Below are 17,317 nucleotides of genomic sequence, written 5' to 3' on the forward strand. Positions count from 1 at the left end.
CGCCGCGACCGATCTCGTGGGCAAGGCCGGGCGCGGCGACGGGAAAGACATGTTCCTCGAACAGCTTCACCGAGATGCGGCCCGGAATGCCGCCGCGGCCGCAGCGGACCGACAGGTCGATGCCTTCATCGGCAAGGTCGGCCTGGCGGATGTCGACGTCGAGGACGATGCGCAGCTTGGTGGGATTGTTCTCCAGCGCCGCCATGCGTGGCATCAGCCACAGCCCGCTGACGGAGGGTATCGAGGTCAGCCGCACCACGGCGGTTCCGCGCGGCTCGACCCAGCGGTCGGAATGGCTGGAGATCAGCGCAAAGGCTTCCGCCGTGCGCAGATGCAGGCGGTTGCCCTCGATGGTCAGCGAGACGCCGCGCGCGCCGCGGTCGAACACTTTCAGGCCCAGCCAGTCTTCCAGCTTGGCGATCTGCCGGCTGACGGCGCCGTGGGTGATGTTGAGCTTCTCGGCCGCGGCCGAAAAGCTCCCCGTTCGCGCCGCCGCATCGAAGGCGCGCAGGGTCTCGAGCGGCACCATTGTGTCTGAGCTGTGATCCACAGTCACAGGTGATCCTCGATTTGATCGTTTGTCAACCGCGCCGAAAAGGCGCTTTCTGCCTTTCAACACTCTGGGAACCCGAGGACAGGCAGATGAGCGCAACGACCAGCACGTCGAATCCGACACAGCGGATGGACACCACGGCGGCCATCGCCGTGGCGTTGACGGTGGTCGGCTGGGCCTCGGCCTTTCCGGCGATCCGTGCCGGCCTCGCCGCTTTCGGGCCGCTGGAACTCGGTGCGCTGCGCTTTGCCATTGCCGCGGTGCCGGCGGCGATCTTTCTTGCCGTCAAGCGCCCGGCGCTGCCGAGGCTCGACGAAGTGTGGCGCCTGGTCTTTGGCGGCGCCATCTTCGTCGCGCTCTACACTGTCATGCTCAATTTTGGCGAACTGACCGTGTCGGCGGGTGCCGCCGGTTTCATCATCAATGTCAGCCCGATCTTCACCGCCATCATGGCAATGGCATTGCTGGGCGAGCGCTTCTCAAGCTGGGCCTGGTTTGGCACGGCGATTTCTTTCGCCGGCATCGGCATCATCGCCGTGGCCGACGGCAATGGCTTGAGTTTCGACACCGGCGCGCTGCTGGTTCTTGGCTCCGCGCTGTGCTCGGCCATCAACACGATCGTCCAGAAGCCGCTCTTTGCCCGCCATCACCCGCTGACCATTTCGGCCTCCAACATGATCCTTGGCGCGCTTTGCCTGGCACCCTTTCTGCCAAGCGGCTTTGCGCAGGCCGCGGCCGCCAACACGGCCGGTATCGGCGCCGTGATCTTTCTTGGCATCGTGCCCAGCCTGATCGCCTATGCCGCATGGGCAACCGCACTGTCGCGCCTCCCGGCAGCGCGCGCGTCGAACTTCCTCTATCTGGTCTCGCCCATGTCGGCCCTGATCGGCTTCTTCTGGCTGGGCGAAGTGCCGACGCTACTTGGTATCCTCGGCGGCGCCCTGGCGCTGGGCGGCGTGATCGTGGTGAATTTAAAGCGTTAAAACAAATGATTTGAGCTGTTTTCGGACTCAAACCGAGAACCGCTTCCATCAGAATGCAGACACCCAGAGGAAGGACAGCTATGGTACGCTGCCTTCACTGGGGGACGGAATGGGAAGACTGTTCATATCGGCAATTTTTTTGCGTTTTGCTGCTGACCGGGAAAGCCGCCGCGGGCTGGTATCAGGTCGAAAACTACGAAGGCTCCATCGGACCTAACCCCGTCCACCTATCGCTGCAGAGATATGACAGTTTCGGCAGCGGGATTACGGTCGAGGGAGCTATTTCCACGACGCGAAGCAAAGCCCGATAGCGGTGTACGGCAAGATCAGTGGCACCAGCGTCTTCCTTTGCGAGATTGCGGACGACAGGGAGTTCGACCGGGTGCTGGTCATGGGATCGAAAACGCCCGTTGGCACCACCGGATGTCCGTTTTCTCTCGACCTTGGCGAAAGCGGCGCAACAGGGACTTGGAGCAAGGGCTCGGACAAGTTCCCGATCACGCTGAAGAAGGTCGCAAACCTCGACGATACCGGTGAGGCGAAGGTTGACGGCACCGTCGAGATTCCCTTCTGGGCGCAGACAGCAACCCACAGATTTGCCGGGGTCTACGAGAAAGCGGGCTTTCTCGTCTGCATGAATAAGCTGCGGGTCATCGATAAGAAGAAAAAGAAGGTCGTTCAGGCAATCGCTTTCGATGACGACGATTGCGATGCCGGCATGCTGATGACTCCCATCTACATGAATGTTCAAAAACAGGTTGGGAGAAGCTTCGAGATAATCTCCGTGAATTTTCGCGGCGGTAGCGCCGGTTACTCAAGGGATTACGTTTTCTCTCATAGGTTCAAGGATTATCGCCTGTTGGTGAATTGAGCGTGTGGCCTGACCTGGCTTGTGCTCACCGCCGCCCAAACAGCCGCTCTATGTCGGCGAGCTTGAGTTCGATATAGGTCGGGCGGCCGTGGTTGCAGGTGCCGGAGCCGGGAGTCGCCTCCATCTGTCGCAGCAGTGCGTTCATCTCCTCGGCCTTGAGCAGCCGGCCGGAGCGCACCGAGCCATGGCAGGCCATGGTGGCGGCGATCTTGTCCAGCCGCTCTTTCAGCGTCTCGACGGTATCGTTGTCGGCGATCTCATCGGCAAGGTCGCGCACCAATTGCTGGACATTGGTTTCGCCGAGCATGGACGGCGTCTCGCGCACCGCCACCGCGCCGGGACCGAAACGCTCAATGCCGAGGCCGAACCGGGCCAGCGTTTCGGAATGCACGGCCAGCCGCTCGGCGTCCTCCTCCGGCAGGTCGACGATCTCCGGCAAGAGCAGCATCTGCGAGGGCACCGCGCGCGAGTGCAGGGCATTCTTCAACGCCTCGTAGACCAGCCGCTCATGCGCCGCGTGCTGGTCGACGATGACAAGCGAATCCCTCGTCTGGGCGACGATGTAGTTCTCGTGGACCTGCGCGCGGGCGGCGCCCAGCGCGGTGCCGAGCAGCGTCTCGGCCGGCTCGGCTGAGCCGGCACGCGTATCGGCGCTGGCGAGCGGACCGGCGTCGAATGCAGCCTGGTCGTTTTCGCGGAAGCCGGCGCCGTCAAATCCCATATCCAGCGGCCGCTGTGGCGAGCGGTCAAAGCCCGAAAAGCCCGAGGCCCGGTAGGCCGCGTCATAACTGCGATGACCGTTGGCAGGACCCGCATGGGCGTATGAGGCGGCTCCCGGCCGGAACGCCGCCATCATTCCGGCGGCACCGCTGGTGGCGGCGCGGATGCCGGCATTGGCCAGAGCCTCGCGGATGGCGCCGACGATCAGCCCGCGCACCAGGCCGGGGTCGCGAAAGCGCACATCGGCCTTGGCCGGGTGGACGTTGACGTCGACGGTCGCCGGATCGAGCGTCAGGAACAGCACGGTCACCGCGTGCCGGTCGCGCGGCAGCACATCGGCGAAAGCGCCGCGAATGGCGCCGGCAATCAGCTTGTCGCGCACCGGACGGCCGTTGACATAGGCATATTGCTGCAGCGCGTTGGCGCGGGTGAAGGACGGGATCGAGACGTGGCCGGTCAGGTGCACGCCGTCCCGGCTGGCGTCGATAGCGATGGAATTGTCGGGAAACTCGGCGCCCATCACCTGGGCGACGCGGCGCAGGCTGCCCTCGGTACTGTCATCGGTCGCCGGCAATTCCAGCGTCGAGCGGTCCGAGCCGGCCAGCGTGAAGCGCACGGCGGGGAAGGCGATGGCGATGCGCTTGACCACGTCGCTGGTGGCCGAGCTTTCGGCCCGCTCGCCCTTCATGAATTTGAGCCGCGCCGGCGTGGCAAAGAACAGGTCGCGCACCTCGACCGTTGTGCCGCGATTGGCCGCCGCCGGTTTGACCGCCGAAACGCGGCCGCCTTCGATGGCGATCTCGGCGGCAGCGACGCCTGCGGTCGTGCGCGAACGGATCGACAGCCGCGCCACCGAACCGATCGACGGCAGCGCCTCGCCACGGAAGCCGAGCGAGCGGATATCATGAATGTTGTCGGCAAGTTTCGAGGTGCAGTGGCGCGCAATGGCCAGCGCCAGTTCCTGTTCGGGGATACCGGAGCCGTCATCGGTGACGCGGATCAGGTTCAGCCCGCCGCCGGCAGTGACGACCTCGACGCGGGAGGCGCCGGCGTCGAGCGCGTTTTCGACCAGTTCCTTCACCACGCTCGCCGGACGCTCGATGACTTCGCCGGCGGCGATCTGGTTGATCATCGTTTCGGAAAGCTGGCGAATGGGCATGGGGGTATTATAGGCGGATTCGAAGGGTGTGCGGAAGGCTTCAATGAATGCCGGACATTGGAGACGCCAGCGGGACAGCACCCCCCTCTGGCCTGCCGGCCATCTCCCCCGCAAGGAGGGAGATCAGATGTCACGACGGCTTTCGCCAATCTTCAATGCTTGAAGGGTGACGCGACATATGAACTGCCAATCTCCCCCCTTGCGGGGGAGATGTCCGGCAGGACAGAGGGGGGTGTGAAGGAACTCCGCGATAGTGACTACGCTGCAACCGATTTCAAGCCTGCGCCGCCAGCCAGTCCCTAACTTTCCGCGCATTCTCGCTCAACTCCCGGTTCTTCGGCCAAACCACATAGAACGCCTTGCCGGTTCTCAGCACATGGTCGGTCACCGGCACCAGCAGCCCCGACGCCAGGAGCCGTTCGGCCAGATGCCGCCAGCCGAGCGCGATGCCCTGGCCCTCCATGACGCCCTGGATCACGAGGCCGTAATCGTTGATGCGCAGGCCGCGCGCGGTGTTGTCGAGCCTGCCGCCCGCAGACTGGAACCATTCGTCCCAGCTAGCTGCCTCGCGGTAGGGCTCCTCGAGGTGGATCAGGCGATGCGTCGCCAGCTCCGCGACGCTCCTTGGCATGCCGAATTTCGCGAGATAGCTGGCGCCAACCACCGGAAAAATCTCCTCGTCGGCCAGCGGCAGCGAATGATAATCGGCCCAGTCGCGCGGTTCGCCGCCGCGAACGGCGAGCGGGATGCCCTCGGCGATGATGTCGAGATCACGGTCGGCGGTCTGGATGCGCAAGTCGATGCCCGGCAGTTCGTCGCGGAACTGCTGCAGGCGCGGCATCATCCAGAACGAGCCGAAGGCGGTCGACGCCGCCAGCGTGACATGGCCGCCGCTCGCCTGCAGGCGCAGATCCTCGGCCGATTTGCGGATATGCGACAGACCGAGCGAGACGTCGGCATGGAAGCGTTCGCCCGCTTCTGTCAGGACGACCTGGCGGTGGCGGCGCTGGAACAGCTGCGCGCTAAGCTGTTCCTCCAACCCGCGCACCGCATAGGAGACGGCGGCCTGCGTCATGCCGAGCTCGCGCCCGGCAGCGGTGAAGCTCGACAGCCGGCCCGCCGCCTCGAAGACGATCAGGCTGCCGGCCGAGGGCAGGAGGTGGCGCAGGCTTCGCATAAGCTGAGCTTATACAAGAGATCAGGATTTTCCAGCATCACATCCATATTTCCTCTCGCTAACTTGGTTGGACGGAATGAGGAGGCTCCATGAACGCACCGGCCGCTGAACTGACCGAGCAAACCCACCGCCGCGGCGGCGGTCGCCTCGGACGCAAGGCGCTGAGGAGCGCCCCCGTCACCTCGTTCCCGACGCTGGTCCGCGAGATCCCCACCTACCAGATGGTCCCGGACGAGGCGGTGGAACTGATCCACCAGGAGTCACTCGCCATCCTCGAAGAGGTCGGTTGCGAGTTCCGCGACGACGAGGCGATCGCCATGTGGAAGGTGGCGGGCGCCGACGTGTCCGAGACACGCGTCCGCATCGACCGCGGCCTGCTGATGGAACTGGTCGCGAAGGTTCCGTCCGAATTCACCCTCAATGCGCGTAATCCCGAGCGCACCGTGCGCGTCGGCGGCAAGAACTCCATCTTCGCGCCGATGTATGGCGCGCCTTACGTGCGCGACCTCGACAACAACCGGCGTTATGGCACGCTTGAAGACCTCAACAATTTCCACAAGCTCGCCTACATGGCCCCGGCGCTGCATTCGTCGAGTTCGATCATCTGCGAGCCGATGGAGATCGCGGTGCCGAAACGGCATCTCCACATCATCCATTCGGCGCTGAAGCATTCCGACAAGCCGTTCATGGGCATCGTTACTTCCAAAGACCGCGCCGAAGACACGATGGCGATGGCGGGCATCGTCTTTGGCGAAGATTTCGTTCGCGACAACCCGGTGCTGGTGTCGATTACCAACTGCAACTCGCCGCTGGTGTGGGACGCCACCATGCTGGACGCGATGAAGGTCTATGCGCGCAGCAATCAGCCGCTGATCCTGGCTCCCTTTGCGCTGTGCGGCGCATCGACTTCGGCCTCGGCCGTCGGCGCGGTGGCGCAGGTCAATGCCGAAGCACTGGCCGGCGTCGCTTTCACCCAACTGCTGCGCCCGGGTTCGCCGCAAATCTACGGCCAGTTCATGGTGACGGTCGACATGAAGACCGGCGCGCCGATGGGCGGCACGCCGGAAGCCGCCCAGATGATGTATCTGATGGGCGCGCTGGCGCGGAAATACAAACTGCCCTGGCGAACCTCCGGCTTCCATGTCGGCTCCAAGCTCAACGACGCCCAGGCCGGCTATGAATCCAACATGCTGATGCATGCCGCCATCCTCGCCGGCGCCAATTATATCTGGCACTCCGCCGGCTGGTTGGAGGCCGGGCTGACATGCGGCTATTCGAAATTCGCCACCGACTGCGAGCAGCTTGTCGGCTGGTACAAATATGCCGGCGGCCTGCCGTTCGACGACTTCAAGGAGGCCATGGCGGCGATCCGCGAGGTCGGGCCGCAGGGCCATTTCCTCGGCACCCAGCACACGCTCGATCATTACGAGTCGGCATTCTTCATGCCCACCATCATGGATTTCAACTCCTACGAACAATGGAAGGCTGGAGGGGCGAAGGACCACGACACGCGCGGCCGCGAGAAAGCCCGCAACATGCTGGCCGACTATGAAGAGCCGAAACTCGATGAGGGTATTGCCGAGGGCCTCAGGGACTTTATCGCGCAGCGCGAAGAGAGGCTGCCCGACAGCGTTAGCTAAGAGAACGACGAATGAGTTGATAACGGGCGAAGACCCGATGGGAACCACAAGGGAGAAAGACATGACACTTTCAAAAGCAATGGCGATCGCGTGCCAACGGCCATCGAGGCGATGGCGCAAGAGACGCGTGCTGGCCGTATGGACCGGCGCGAGTTTCTTGCATTGGCAAGTGCGTTCGGCGCATCGACGGCGCTGGCCTACGGCATGATCGGCCTTGCCGCGCCGGGACAGGCTTTTGCCGAGGAGCCGAAGAAGGGCGGCACGCTGCACATATCGATGTCGGTCAAGGCCCAAAAAGATCCGCGCACCTATGACTGGGTGGAACTCGCCAACATCTCGCGCTGCTGGCTGGAGCCGCTGGTCCGCTACACCAGGGAATTCACCTTCGAGCCAGTGCTGCTCGAAAGCTGGGACATCAATGACGACGCCACGGAATACACGTTGCATGTGCGCAAGGGCATCACCTGGAACAATGGCGATGCTTTCAACGCCGATGACGTGGTCTTCAATGTTACCCGCTGGTGCGAGAAGAAGGTCGCCGGCAACTCCATGGCCGCTCGCGTCGGCGGGCTGATCGACGAAAAGTCGGGCAAGGCCAGGGAAGGCGCGATCGCCAAGGTCGACGACAATACGGTCAAGCTGACGCTCAGCGCGCCCGACATTTCGCTGATCCCGAACCTCACCGATTATCCCGCGCTCGTCGTCCACCGCAATTTCGACGCCGAAGGCGCCGATCCGGTCAAGAAGCCGATCGGCACGGGCCCGTTCGAACTGGTCTCCTACGATGTCGGCCAGAAGGCGGTGGTCAAGCGTCGTGAAAACGGCAAGTGGTGGGGTGGTGAAGCGCCGCTCGACAGCGTCGAGTTCATCGACTACGGCACCGACTTCAACGCTTCGATCAACGCCTTCGAATCCGGCGAGATAGACCTCAATTTCGAGACGCCGGCCGACTTCATCGACATCCTGGATAAGATGGGGCTGGAGAAGTCCGAGGTTGCGACGGCAACCACGCTGGTTGCCCGCACGAACGTTACCCACAAGCCCTATGACGACCAGCGGGTGCGCAACGCGCTGCAGATGGCGGTCGACAACAATGCGGTGCTGGAACTCGGCTATGCCGGGCGAGGGACGGTCGGTGAAAACCACCATGTCAGCCCTATCCATCCTGAATATTTCGCACTGCCCAAGAAGACGCGCGACGCGGCCGGCGCCAAGAAACTGATGGCCGACGCTGGGCAGGCCGATTTCGAGCACGAGCTGATCACCGTCGAGGACGATTGGCAGAAGAACACCGGCGACGCGATTGCCGGCCAACTGCGGGACGCCGGCATCAAGGTCAAGCGCACGGTGCTGCCGGGCTCGACCTTCTGGAACGACTGGACGAAATATCCCTATTCGATGACCATCTGGTACATGCGCCCGCTTGGCGTCCAGGTCCTGGCGCTTGGTTATCGCACCGGCGAGGCCTGGAATGAATCGGCCTATTCCAACCCGGACTTCGACGCCAAGCTGAAGCAGGCGCTGTCGCTGATCGATGTGGAGAAGCGGCGTGAGGTGATGAAGGATGTCGAGCAGATCCTGCAGGATTCCGGCGTCATCATTCAACCCTTCTGGCAGAAGCTCTACAGCCACATGAACAAGAAGGTGAAGAACTACGGCGTCCACCAGACCTTCGAGATGGACCTGCAGAACGTCTGGCTTGATGGCTGAGACGGTGCAGCCGGGGCTTCATGAGCCGCAAAAAAACCGATATGCAGGATGTCTGGTATTGCACCTTGCCGCCAAACGTCCGGAGATCCTGCATGAAACCGATAGTGCTTGCCGCTGTCTTTTCGATTGCCTTGCCAGCGACAGTGCTGGCCGGGCCGGCTTCCAACGCCGTCAAGTTCTTTTATGTGCCTGAAGTGAAATTCGAGGGAGACGCAAAGTACCGCGACCGCTTCACCGAGCCGGTGACCAAGCTGTTCGATCTCAACGACCAGGCAACGAAGAACAAGCCCGACGAAGTCGCCTGCCTCGACTTCGATCCCGGCCTCGACGCCCAGGATTTCGACCAGAAGTCGATTGCCAAGACATTGAAGCTGGCCGAGACCGTCAATGGCGATACGGCCGAAGTCACCGCCACCTTCAGCCTTTTTGCGGAAGGCGATGATTCCAAACGCGAAATGGTGTGGTCGCTGAAGAAAATCGACGGCAAATGGAAGGTCGCCGACATCACCTCCAAGACCAGCAGCTGGACGCTGAGCGCGCTGGAATGCATGCCCGACAAAGCGCCGGAGTGATCCCGTGCTCCGCCGTGTTGCCTTGGCGCTGTCGCCCATGTGCGTGCTGTCGGTGGGTATGAGCGCAGCCGCAGCACAAGGCCTGTTGGGCCCGCCGCCAGCCAATGCGCCGGCCGTGACGGCACCGGCCGGCGCAGCACCGCCCGCAAATCCACCCGGGACAGCGGTGGAACCGGCGACACCGCCGGTTGGGTGGCCGCCGGCCGACGCCCCACCGGCCGCACCCATTCTGCCGGGATCCCCGACGGCGGTGGTGCGGCCATTTTACGATCAGGTGGGACTGGAGATCGATCCGGCGCAGCGCAGCCACTTCATCGACCCGGCAAAAACCGTTCTCGACAAGAGCGACGCGTTGCGCACATCCGGGCAGGGAGAATGTCTCGACCCCAACATGGCGCTCGACAATGCCGACTATGACAAGACCGAGATCGATAAGAGCCTGAAGACACTCGAAGCGATCAATGGCGACCAGGCCAAGGTCATTGTCGCCTTCGTCGTCGCCGGCAACCCGCATCGCCTTGAATGGAAATTCAGGAAAGTCGACGGCGACTGGAAGATATCCGATCTGCTTTCGGTGACCGGTGAATGGGCGCTCAGCCAGTATCAGTGCGAATAATGTTGATTGAGGGTCAGCGCCTGCGATCCTTCGCGCCCCCCTCTGTCCTGCCGGACATCTCCCCCACACGGGGGGAGATCAGCAGTTCCAGCGTCTCGCCCGCTCCGCATCATTTGAGATTAGCTAAAGCCTATGTGGCGGCCAATCTCCCCCCGTGTGCGGGAGATGTCCGGCAGGACAGAGGGGGGCGCTGTCCCGCTAAAGTTCCGCAAAATAGCTTCAGCCCCTTCCGCGATAGGGGGCAACGCCGGTGTCGGGCAACCAGGCGCCTTCGGGCGGAGCGCCGGTCTGCCAGAAGACATCGATCGGAATGCCGCCGCGCGGATACCAATAGCCGCCTATGCGCAACCACAGCGGCTTCGTTGCCGCCACAATGCGGCGGCCGATCATCACCGTGCAGTCTTCATGGAAAGCGCCATGGTTGCGAAACGAAGTCAAAAACAGTTTGAGCGACTTCGATTCCACAAGGGTGGCATCGGGTGCGTAGTCGATGACGATATGAGCGAAATCCGGCTGTCCGGTTACCGGGCAGAGCGAGGTGAATTCCGGGCAGGTGAAGCGCACGATCGCCGGCGGTCCGTCGCCGCGCTGGAACGGCACGGTCTCCAGGACCGCGGTCTCCGGGCTCTGTGGCGTCTCGACGTGGGCGCCGAGCTGGGTGAGGGTTTTGGTATCGATCATCGTGGTTTTCCTGGGGATTTTCCGCGCTCATTAGCATCGGATCAAAAAGTGTGCAGCGATTTTCGGATAAATTCGATGCTCAAGACAAGAACTGGAGCAGCGCTCGCTGCTCCGACACAAACTGGAATGGCAGGAAGATGATGACCAGCAACGACCCGCTTCTCCAGCCTTACCAGCTCAAACACCTGACGCTGAAGAACAGGGTGATGTCGACCAGCCACGAGCCGGCCTATTCAGAGGACGGCATGCCGAAACAGCGCTACCGGCTCTACCATGCCGAAAAGGCCAAGGGCGGCATGGCGCTGACCATGACGGCGGGCTCGGCCATCGTCTCGCGCGACAGCCCGGCCGCCTTTGGCAATCTGCATGTCTATGACGACCGCATCGTGCCGTGGCTGGCCGAACTGGCGGACGCCTGCCACGAGCATGACTGCAAGGTGATGATCCAGATCACCCATCTTGGTCGCCGCACCGGCTGGAACAAGGCCGACTGGCTGCCGGTGCTATCGGCTTCGCCGGTGCGTGAGCCGGCGCACCGCGCGTTCCCCAAAACCATCGAGGACTGGGACATCGAGCGTATCGTCGCCGACTATGCGTCCGCTGCGCAGCGCTGCCAGGCCGCCGGCCTCGACGGCATCGAGTTCGAATCCTACGGCCATCTGATGGACGGCTTCTGGTCGCCGGCCACCAACCATCGCGACGACGAGTTCGGCGGTTCGCTCGACAACCGGCTGCGCTTCACCGACATGGTGCTGGATGCCGTGCGGGCGGCGGTCGGCGAAAAATTCGTCGTCGGCATCCGTATGGTCGCCGATGAGGATTTTGACAAAGGCCTGTCGAAGGAGGAGGGCGTTGAGATCGCCCGGCGGTTGGCCGGTTCCGGCAAGGTCGATTTCCTCAACATCATTCGCGGCTCGATCGAGAGCGATGCGGCACTAACCAAGGTCATCCCGGTCGCCGGCATGCGCTCTTCGCCGCATCTCGATTTTGCCGGCGAGGTGAGGGCGGCGACGAAGTTCCCGACCTTCCATGCGGCGCGGATTTCCGATGTCGCCACGGCGCGCCATGCCATCGCCACCGGCAAGCTCGACATGGTCGGCATGACCCGCGCCCATATCGCCGATCCGCACATCATCAAGAAGGTCATGGAAGGCCGCGAGCACGAGATCCGGCCTTGCGTCGGCGCCACCTATTGCCTCGATCGTATCTATGAAGGCGGCGAGGCGCTCTGTGTCCACAATGCGGCGACCGGCCGCGAGGCCGAGATTCCGCATATCATCCTGAAGACCGAAGGGCCCAGGCGGAACGTCGTTGTCGTTGGCGCTGGCGCTGGCGGGCTCGAGGCAGCTCGCGTGATGGCCGAACGCGGCCATCATGTCACGGTGCTTGAAGCCTCCGGTCAGGCCGGCGGCCAGGTTCGGCTGGCAACGCAGAACCCGCGCCGCAAGGAGTTGATCGGCATCATCGACTGGCGGCTGGCCGAACTCGACCGGCTCGGCGTCGGGATCCGCTACGACACCTGGGCCGAGCAGGACGAAGTGCTGGCGCTGTCGCCCGACGTGGTGGTGATCGCCACCGGCGGCCTGCCACAGAACCCGCCGCTGACATCAGGCGACAATCTCGTCACGTCGAGTTGGGACATCATGGCCGGCAGCATCAAGGCGGCGGAGAACGTGCTGCTCTTCGACGACAATGGTGGCCACCAGGGCATGGGCGCGGCGGAGCTGATCGCCAATGCAGGGTCAAAACTGGAGCTGGTTTCGCCGGAGCGCTTCTTCGCCCCCGAAATGGGCGGCATGAACCACGTGCCCTATATGCGCGCCTTCCAGGAGAAGGGCGTCACCATCACCATCAACACCAGGCTGCGCTCGGTACGGCGCGAGGGCAACCAACTGGTCGCCGAACTCGCCTCCGACTTTGCCGATGGCTGGCGTGGCGAAAGGCGGGTCGACCAGGTGGTGGTCGAGCACGGCACGGCGCCGCTCGACGATCTCTATCTCCAGCTGAAACCGCTGTCGAAGAATGGTGGCGCGGTCGATTACGAGCGGCTGGTCGGCGGCGGCGATATTTTTCCTTCACGCAACCCCGAAGGCGGCTTCGTGCTGTTGCGCATCGGCGATGCAGTCGCCTCGCGCAACATCCATGCCGCCATCTATGACGGCATCAGGTTCGGCTTGCGGGTTTGAGCCTACAAGCCGGCCTACGGCTTGTTCCAAAGCTCGATCTCACCCTTCCGGCGGGCGCAACTCGATCGATCAAAGTGATGGGTGGCGCGCAGCCAAACCTCTGTGCGGAGAGCCACCTTGCACATCCGTCCGAACTGCGCGCCGCGTACGCCACCAGCCGAGAGCCAGGCGACGCACGATGCGGAATGCTTTTCAACCGGGAGGCAACGCGCGGCAGGGCTCAAATCATCCTGGCCGTCGCCATGCAAAGTACGGTGAGTACCAGAAGCCAGGCGGCGATGCGCTCGCCGCCGGCCATTTTGGTGCGCAGCGCCGCTTCCGTTGCGGCGTCCGCGCCGGCAAGCTGCCGGCTGGTCTTGCGGACGACGACGCTGAGAACGCCGGCAGCGGCGAAGGCGGCCAGGATGCCCAGCGCCAGCACCATTTCCATCGAGCCGAAATAGGCGCCGTGGAAGAGATACCAGAGCAGGGCGCCGGTCACGAACACCATACCGGCCGAGCCCATTTGCGGTCCAATAAAGCGCTCCGCCCTGATCTCGGGGTCGCGGGCAAGCGTGATGGTGGTGCCGGCCCAGAACACACCGGCCATGACGTGAAGGCCGATAACGACGATGTAGACATATTGCATGACCGCTTCCTCCTTGCCCGCCGCCCGTCCTCGGATTCCTGTCGAATGCGGGATAAAATGAACTCGGTAGATCGACACGCATGATAGTTAGGTATCAAATGGTTCGATGTCAATGTATAATGCCGCGTTCCATCGGCCGGCGCCTTGTTCTACTGTCGGCGCATGACTCCCTTTGACCGTCCGCCAATCGGCATGAATCTCGCGCGCACCTCCAAGCTGGTGGCGCAGGCCTTTGACGCCGCTTTGGTCGAGGCCGGCGGCACGCTGCCGGTGTGGCTGACCTTGCTTTCGGTCAAGTCGAGCGAGCTTGCCAACCAGCGCGAACTTGCCGGCATGATCGGCATCCAGGGCGCCACGCTCACCCACCATCTCAACGCCATGGAGGCGCAAGGCTTGCTGACGCGCCGCCGCGATCCGGACAACCGCCGGGTTCATCTGGTCGAGCTGACGCAGGCGGGCGAAACGATGTTCCTGAAGCTGCGGGCGGCGGCTCTCATCTTCGACAAGCGGCTGCGCGCGGGATTGCCGGACGACAGGCTGGCGGAGTTCGCCGAGGTGCTGGCGGCATTGCGGGCGAATGTCGCGCCGGCCAAATGACCGGCACCGGTGGGCAATAGTCTAGGCTAAATTGCCCTGAAGCACCTTCAGCTTGGCTTTCTTCGGGCTGCGCGCCAGCAGCCATTCGCGCGCTTTGTCCTGCGGCATCGGGAAGGCGATGGAATAGCCCTGCACCTGGTCGCAGCCGATTGCCATCAGCGAATCGAGCTCGGCTTCGGTTTCCGCGCCCTCGGCGACGATCGAAATGCCGAGACCGCGCGCCAGCTCGGTGATGGCGCGCACGATCTTGGTGTTGTCGCCATTCTCGTTGATGTTCTGGACGAAGCGGCGGTCGATCTTCAGCCGGTCGATCTCGTTGGGATTGACGTGGCTGAGCGAGGCATAGCCGGTGCCGAAATCGTCGAGCTCAAGATGGACGCCGGCAGCGCGGATGTGGCGCAGCTTCGCCGCGATGCCCGTCTTCTCGTCGTCGAGAATGACGGACTCGACGATTTCAAGCGACAGTTTCTGCGGCGCCAGGCCGGCCTTTTCCAGCGTCGCGAACAGGAAGCGGTCGAAGTCGGGTTCGCGCAGCTCGGTGCCGGACACGTTGACGGCGAGCCGGCCGAAGGCAATGCCGGCGCGATCCCATTCGGCTGCTTGCTCGATCGCCTTCGTAAAGACTATGCGGCCGATCTCGGGCATGAAGCCGCATTTTTCGGCGACCGGAATGAAGTCGCCCGGCGCAATCATGCCGCGCTCGGCATGCTTCCAGCGCACCAGCGCCTCGATGCCGCTGATGGCGCCGTTGCTCAGCGACACCTGCGGCTGGAAATAGACCTGGAAGGCGTTCTCCGAAATGGCGACCTTGATGTCGTGCTCGAGCTGCTTGCGGTAATCGAGTTCGCGCCTGAGTTCCTCGGAGAAGAACGAGAAGCTGCCGCCGCCGAGCTTCTTGGCGGAATAGAGCGCGAGGTCGGCGTGGACGAGCAGATCCTCGGCATTGTCGGCGTCGATGGGATAGACGGCAATGCCGGCGCTGGCCCCCGGAAGGATGGTCGTGCCCTGGAAGGTAATCGGCTCGTTGATCTCCTCCAGGATGCGACGGGCCAGCATGTTGATGTCCTCGGGGCCGCCGGCGCCATTGAGGATCATCACGAATTCGTCGCCGCCAAGGCGCGCGCACAGATCCGACGCGCGGCAGGAATCACGCATGCGCTGCGCGGTGACGACCAGAACATAGTCGCCTGCGGCGTGGCCGAGCGTGTCGTTGATCTGCTTGAACCGGTCGAGGTCGAGCTGGATCACCGCCAGCCTTTCACGCCGGCGATGCGCGCCCTTGATCAGCGTTTCGAAGTGATCGGTCAGGAAGGTGCGGTTGTGCAGGCCGGTCAGCCCGTCATGTACGGCGATGAAGGCCATCGAGTTGCGGGCATCGACAAGCTCATGGGTCTTGCGCAGGATCGCCTTCGACATCGGCCGGAAGATGAAAAGCGCCACCAGCACGATGACGCCGATGGTGGCGTAGAACAAGGTGCGGTGGAGATCGAGGAGCTTTTCCGACCGCTCGTCGGCGAATGCGGCGATGCGTTGGCCGAGCGCGGCATAACCCGACAGCGTCGCATTGGCGACGGAAGCATCGAGATTGACGCGCTCGCCGCCGCCCTTGTAGGCGGCATTGCCGGAGAGCTGGGATTCGAAGGACGAGATCAGCCTTTCGCCATTGGCGACCAGCCCGACCGAGAAATAGTCGAGGTGGAACGGCTTGCCGTAGAGCACGCTCTCGATCGACCTTGGGTCGGACAATGCCGGCGACAGCGGGTCGGCTCCCGTCTGTTTGAGGAGCAGGTCGTAGTTCGTCTCGAACTCGGCGGTCGCCTGTTTCAGCGCGGCAACTAGGGCCGGCTGCTTGTCACGCGCGGCGGAGCCGGTTGCGCTGGTCAAAAAGACGATGCGCTGCGACAGCGCCTTCTGGGTGCTGACGATGTCGAGCAGAGTATGGTTGTGCTGTTGCGCCGCCATCATCTGCTGCAGCAGGATGAAGGAGGCCATCACCATGGCGGCGATGATCAGCAGCGCCAGCCAATAGCCGCTCTTGATCAGCAGGATGAGTTTGCCCGAGACGGTTTGCGCCGGCTGCTGCGACATATTTTAGGTGACCCCTCGGTCGAACTGATTCTGCCACGGATTCGTGGCGAGAAGACGATTGGCTTGAAAGGGTTAACAGGTCTGGAAGCCGGCGGAACTGTTGCTTCGGCAGTAAACGAAAGCTGCCGAGATGGTTATCATGTTCTTTCGCGGCATAGCCGTATTCGCGTGCCTGCTACTCCAGCATGCGGGCCATGCGATCGGGTCGCGCCAGGGTTGAGCCCGCCGTGCCACCGAAACGGTCGCTTTTGCGATGGATTTTTAGTGCGCGTAGCGCGACAGTCGCGCCAATCTCAACAGGACCTGATCCATGAGCGCGGCATTCCTCTCCCATATCGACAACGAACTGCAAGGGCTGAAATCCGCCGGGCTCTACAAATCCGAGCGGGTGATCACCTCGACCCAGTCGGCTGAGATCGAAGTCGGCGGCGACAAGGTGCTGAATTTCTGCGCCAACAACTATCTCGGCCTCGCCGACAGCTCAGAATTGCGCGATGCAGCCAAAGGCGCGCTGGACCGCTACGGCTACGGCATGGCCTCGGTGCGCTTCATCTGCGGCACGCAGGAAGAGCACAAGCAGCTTGAATCAACGATTTCATCATTCCTCGGCATGGACGACACCATCCTCTACGGCTCCTGCTTCGACGCCAATGGCGGCCTGTTCGAAACGCTGCTCGGCGAGGAGGATGCGATCATCTCCGATGCGCTGAACCATGCCTCGATCATCGACGGCGTGCGGCTGTCGAAGGCCAAGCGTTTCCGCTATGCCAACAACGACATGGCCGACCTCGAAGCGCGGCTGAAAGAGGCGAAAGACTGCCGCTTCCGCCTGATCGCCACCGACGGCGTGTTCTCCATGGACGGCATCATCGCCAATCTGAAAGGCGTCTGCGACCTCGCGGAAAAATACGACGCCATGGTCATGGTCGACGACAGCCATGCCGTCGGCTTCGTCGGCAAAAACGGCCGCGGCTCGGCCGAACATTGCGGCGTCGAGGGCAGGGTGGACATCATCACCGGCACGCTCGGCAAGGCGCTGGGCGGCGCCTCGGGCGGCTACACCTCGGGCAAAAGTCAGGTGGTCGACTGGCTGCGCCAGCGCTCGCGGCCCTATCTCTTCTCCAACACGCTGATGC

The 17,317-nt window shown here is 63.0% G+C and carries 15 protein-coding genes; 9 read left to right on the forward strand and 6 right to left on the reverse strand.

Going from position 1 to position 17,317, the window contains the following annotated elements; genetic code table 11:
• Nucleotides 1-529 (reverse strand): LysR family transcriptional regulator (locus NKI61_RS29165; RefSeq protein WP_352841977.1); only part of this gene is annotated, 529 nt, incomplete at its 3' end.
• Nucleotides 530-642: 113 nt separating this feature from the next.
• Here NKI61_RS29165 and NKI61_RS29170 point away from each other — a divergent pair.
• Together NKI61_RS29170 and NKI61_RS29175 are read left to right on the forward strand one after the other, a co-directional pair.
• Nucleotides 643-1,536 carry a DMT family transporter gene (locus tag NKI61_RS29170; protein ID WP_352514942.1) on the forward strand — a complete coding sequence of 298 codons (894 nt, stop codon included), beginning with the start codon at nucleotides 643-645 and terminating at the stop codon, nucleotides 1,534-1,536.
• A 313-nt stretch (nucleotides 1,537-1,849) separates the two neighbouring features.
• Nucleotides 1,850-2,407 carry a hypothetical protein gene (locus tag NKI61_RS29175; protein WP_352841973.1) on the forward strand — a complete coding sequence of 186 codons (558 nt, stop codon included), beginning with the start codon at nucleotides 1,850-1,852 and terminating at the stop codon, nucleotides 2,405-2,407.
• A gap of 25 nt (nucleotides 2,408-2,432) precedes the next feature.
• Here the strand turns inward: NKI61_RS29175 and mutL are convergent, their stop codons facing one another.
• A complete protein-coding gene (gene mutL, locus NKI61_RS29180) occupies nucleotides 2,433-4,286 on the reverse strand; it encodes a DNA mismatch repair endonuclease MutL (RefSeq protein WP_352514943.1) in 1,854 nt (617 codons plus the stop codon).
• A gap of 274 nt (nucleotides 4,287-4,560) precedes the next feature.
• Nucleotides 4,561-5,463 carry a LysR substrate-binding domain-containing protein gene (locus NKI61_RS29185; protein ID WP_023671586.1) on the reverse strand — a complete coding sequence of 301 codons (903 nt, stop codon included), beginning with the start codon at nucleotides 5,461-5,463 and terminating at the stop codon, nucleotides 4,561-4,563.
• 89 nt (nucleotides 5,464-5,552) lie between these two features.
• Here NKI61_RS29185 and NKI61_RS29190 point away from each other — a divergent pair, with 89 nt between their 5' ends.
• From NKI61_RS29190 to NKI61_RS29205, 4 genes are all read left to right on the forward strand, one after another.
• Nucleotides 5,553-7,103, forward strand: coding sequence for a trimethylamine methyltransferase family protein (locus NKI61_RS29190; protein ID WP_023816270.1), 1,551 nt, complete (start codon nucleotides 5,553-5,555; stop codon nucleotides 7,101-7,103).
• Between the two features lie 111 nt (nucleotides 7,104-7,214).
• Nucleotides 7,215-8,813, forward strand: coding sequence for an ABC transporter substrate-binding protein (locus NKI61_RS29195; protein WP_286457695.1), 1,599 nt, complete (start codon nucleotides 7,215-7,217; stop codon nucleotides 8,811-8,813).
• A 92-nt stretch (nucleotides 8,814-8,905) separates the two neighbouring features.
• Nucleotides 8,906-9,385 (forward strand): DUF3828 domain-containing protein, encoded by a 480-nt coding sequence (locus NKI61_RS29200; protein ID WP_352515425.1) that lies wholly within the window; start codon nucleotides 8,906-8,908, stop codon nucleotides 9,383-9,385.
• Between the two features lie 4 nt (nucleotides 9,386-9,389).
• On the forward strand, nucleotides 9,390-10,001 hold the full coding sequence (locus tag NKI61_RS29205) for a hypothetical protein (protein WP_352515426.1): 612 nt from the start codon (nucleotides 9,390-9,392) through the stop codon (nucleotides 9,999-10,001).
• Between the two features lie 219 nt (nucleotides 10,002-10,220).
• Here NKI61_RS29205 and queF read toward each other — a convergent pair whose 3' ends face one another.
• Nucleotides 10,221-10,682, reverse strand: coding sequence for a preQ(1) synthase (gene queF, locus NKI61_RS29210; RefSeq protein WP_023713074.1), 462 nt, complete (start codon nucleotides 10,680-10,682; stop codon nucleotides 10,221-10,223).
• A 140-nt stretch (nucleotides 10,683-10,822) separates the two neighbouring features.
• Here queF and NKI61_RS29215 point away from each other — a divergent pair, with 140 nt between their 5' ends.
• Nucleotides 10,823-12,868 carry an oxidoreductase gene (locus NKI61_RS29215; protein ID WP_023739254.1) on the forward strand — a complete coding sequence of 682 codons (2,046 nt, stop codon included), beginning with the start codon at nucleotides 10,823-10,825 and terminating at the stop codon, nucleotides 12,866-12,868.
• 220 nt (nucleotides 12,869-13,088) lie between these two features.
• On the opposite strand, the gene NKI61_RS29220 is transcribed toward NKI61_RS29215, so the two are convergent.
• Nucleotides 13,089-13,496 carry a hypothetical protein gene (locus tag NKI61_RS29220; RefSeq protein ID WP_023739255.1) on the reverse strand — a complete coding sequence of 136 codons (408 nt, stop codon included), beginning with the start codon at nucleotides 13,494-13,496 and terminating at the stop codon, nucleotides 13,089-13,091.
• Nucleotides 13,497-13,688: 192 nt separating this feature from the next.
• Between NKI61_RS29220 and NKI61_RS29225 the strand changes: the two genes are divergently transcribed.
• Complete coding sequence (locus NKI61_RS29225; protein WP_023672921.1) at nucleotides 13,689-14,093, forward strand: MarR family winged helix-turn-helix transcriptional regulator; 405 nt, start codon at nucleotides 13,689-13,691, stop codon at nucleotides 14,091-14,093.
• A 21-nt stretch (nucleotides 14,094-14,114) separates the two neighbouring features.
• Here NKI61_RS29225 and NKI61_RS29230 read toward each other — a convergent pair whose 3' ends face one another.
• Nucleotides 14,115-16,181, reverse strand: coding sequence for a putative bifunctional diguanylate cyclase/phosphodiesterase (locus tag NKI61_RS29230; protein ID WP_352841974.1), 2,067 nt, complete (start codon nucleotides 16,179-16,181; stop codon nucleotides 14,115-14,117).
• A 310-nt stretch (nucleotides 16,182-16,491) separates the two neighbouring features.
• Between NKI61_RS29230 and NKI61_RS29235 the strand changes: the two genes are divergently transcribed.
• A partial coding sequence (locus NKI61_RS29235) for a glycine C-acetyltransferase (RefSeq protein ID WP_352841975.1) occupies nucleotides 16,492-17,317 on the forward strand: 826 nt, incomplete at its 3' end.

It is taken from the genome of Mesorhizobium sp. M0514 (genome assembly GCF_040321145.1).
GTDB lineage: Bacteria > Pseudomonadota > Alphaproteobacteria > Rhizobiales > Rhizobiaceae > Mesorhizobium.